General features: G+C 71.2%; 2 protein-coding genes. Both read right to left on the bottom strand.

The genetic code is table 11. The features are described 5' to 3' along the window. Positions 1–20 precede the first annotated feature (20 nt). Entirely contained in the window at positions 21–869 is an 849-nt protein-coding gene (locus PV363_RS17195) for an NAD(P)H-binding protein (protein ID WP_301023003.1), read from the bottom strand. Next, the gene (locus PV363_RS17190) at positions 869–2,359 is read right to left on the bottom strand and encodes a cytosine permease (RefSeq protein ID WP_301023002.1); all 1,491 of its coding nucleotides are present in this window, start codon (positions 2,357–2,359) and stop codon (positions 869–871) included. The genes PV363_RS17195 and PV363_RS17190 overlap by 1 nt, the downstream gene beginning before the upstream one ends. Between the last annotated feature and the right edge of the window lie 173 nt (positions 2,360–2,532).

Raw genomic sequence — 2,532 nt, 5'->3', positions numbered from 1 at the left:
CTGAAACCGACCTGAAGTCTTCACCACGGGGACGGGGCGGACGGGGCGCGGCCGGTGAGCGCCCGCACCTCCTCGGACACCGCCTCCCAGCGCCGCTGGCGGATCGAGGCGAACAGCGACGCGTACGCGTAGGTCCACCACGGGTCCTCCCCGCTCGCGGCGAGCTCGGCACCGAACGTCGTCGGGGGGACGTCGACGTACGAGACCGGCGTGCCCCAGGCCCGCTCCGCAACCTCGGCCACCTCCGCCATGCCGAGCGCCACCGGCCCGGTCACGTCGTGGGAGCGCCCCGTCGGCGTCGTCGCCAACGCGGCCAGGCAACGCGCCACGTCCTCTCGCGAGACCAGGGACACCTGCGCGTCGCCAGCGGGAAGCCGCAGCTCGCCGGACGGTCTCGCTCGCGCGACGAGACCGGCGAAGAACTCGGTGAAGATCGACGCACGCACGACCGACAGCCCACAGCCCGTACGGGCGAGCAGCTCCTCCGTCGTGCCGTTGGTGTAGGCGTAGCAGAACGGCGAGGAGAGGTCGACGTCCAGACCGGAGAGATACACGACGTGCGCGACGTCCGACGCCACGATCGCCTCGACCACGTTGCGGTGGTGCGTCATCATCCGCGCCGCCTCGCCGTCGCTCGAGACGAAGACGAGCGTGTCGACGCCGACCAGCGCCGTCCGCAGGGAGTCGGGATCGTCGTAGTCAGCGTGGACGGACTGGACCTTCCCACCCCCGTCGTACGCCGGGGTGCGGGCGAGGGCGACCACCTCGTGCTCGGCGCTGCCCGCCAGGGCGCGCACCACCTGCACGCCGAGACGGCCGGTGGAGCCCGTCACCGCGATCCGCGAGCGGGTCGCGGTGCGGGGCGACATCAGCGCCGCGCCTCCTGACGAGCGACCTGACCGCGCCCGGTGAGGAGGTAGCCCACGAAGCCGATCGCCAGCGCGGCGACGACACCGAGGTTCGCGAACGCCCACTCGCCCTTCTTGCCGCCGAGCTGCAGCGGCTCCAGCAGGTAGCCCTGCCAGCCCAGCCAGTCGGCGTAGGTGTTCGTGACCATGCCCCAGCCGACGACGACCGCGAGCAGGAACCACGCCACGGTCGGCACGTTCCACGCGCCGTACCGTCCGCGCGGGTCGTAGAGGTCGCGGTCGGCGTAGTCGCGGCGGCGCAGCGCGATGTCGGCGACGAAGATCCCCGCCCAGGCCGCGATCGGCACGGCGAGCGTGATGAGGAAGCCCTGGAACGGGCCGAAGAAGTCGTCGGCGATCCACAGGAAGTAGATCGTCCCGACCACCATGATCGCGCCGTCGATCGCCGCCGCGACCCATCGCGGCGTCTTCAGGCCGAGCGTGAGCAGCGCGAGGCCCGAGGAGTAGATGTCGAGCACCGCACCGCCGACCAGCCCGGCCAGCGCGACGAGGAAGAACGGCACGAGGTACCAGGTCGGCAGCAGCGTCACGAGCGTGCCGATCGGGTCGGCGCCGAGCGCCGCGAACAGCGCGGGATCGGACCCGGCGAGCAGCAGGCCGTAGAGGACCAGGAAGACCGGCGCGATCGCCCCGCCGAGGGTCGTCCAGAGGACCACGCCGCCGGCCGAGGCCGTACGGGGCAGGTAGCGGGAGTAGTCGGCGCCGGAGTTCACCCAGCTGATCCCGAAGCCCGCGGTCGCGAAGATCGCCAGTCCGATCACCGCGGCGGCACCGCCCGACGGCAGCGAGGTCACGGCATCCCAGTCGATGTCGCCGAACGTGAGTGCGACGTAGCCGACGGTCAGCACCGCGGTCGCGATGGTGATCCACACCTGCAGCTTCATGATCGTGTCGAACCCGAGGATGCCCGCGCCGATGACCACGGCGGCGGTGAGGACGAAGCCGAGGATCCGGGCTCCGTCGCCGCCGCCCCACCCGAGCTCCTCGATGACCGAGGCGCTCGCCAACGCTGCGAGCGACACCAGCACCGTCTCCCAGCCGACGAGCAGCACGTACGAGACGGCGCTCGGCAGCGTGTTGCCGCGCACGCCGAACGCAGCGCGTGACAGCACCATCGTCGGGGCCGATCCGCGCTTGCCCGCGATCGAGACGACCCCGACCAGCAGGAACGAGAGCACCGTCCCGATCAGCCCGGCGAAGAGCGCCTGCCAGAACGAGACCCCGAAATCGAGGAAGTAGGCGCCGTACGCAACACCGAAGACCGAGATGTTGGCCGCGCACCACGGCCAGAACAGGGACCGTGGCGTGCCCTTGCGCTCGGACTCGTCGATGACGTTGATCCCGTTGGCCTCGATTGCGCTGGTCGGCGCACTGACCGGGGCGGCGGCCGGGAGGGGCTCGTGGCTTCTCGAGGGGGGTTCCATGGACATCAGTGCTCCTTCAGGAGTGTTGCGGCGAGGACTCGGCGGATCGTGGTGCCCAGACCGGTCGCCGCCTGCGCGGCGGCAGCCACCACGGCGTCGGGATCGGTGAGGACAGGGTGGTCACCGTGCTCGTCGAGCTCGGTGGTGGTGACGACGGAGATCCCGAGCAGCTCCATCCC

This window comes from Mumia sp., assembly GCF_028803055.1.
Taxonomy (GTDB): Bacteria; Actinomycetota; Actinomycetes; order Propionibacteriales; family Nocardioidaceae; genus Mumia.
This window is presented reverse-complemented; position numbering and strand designations above follow the sequence as displayed.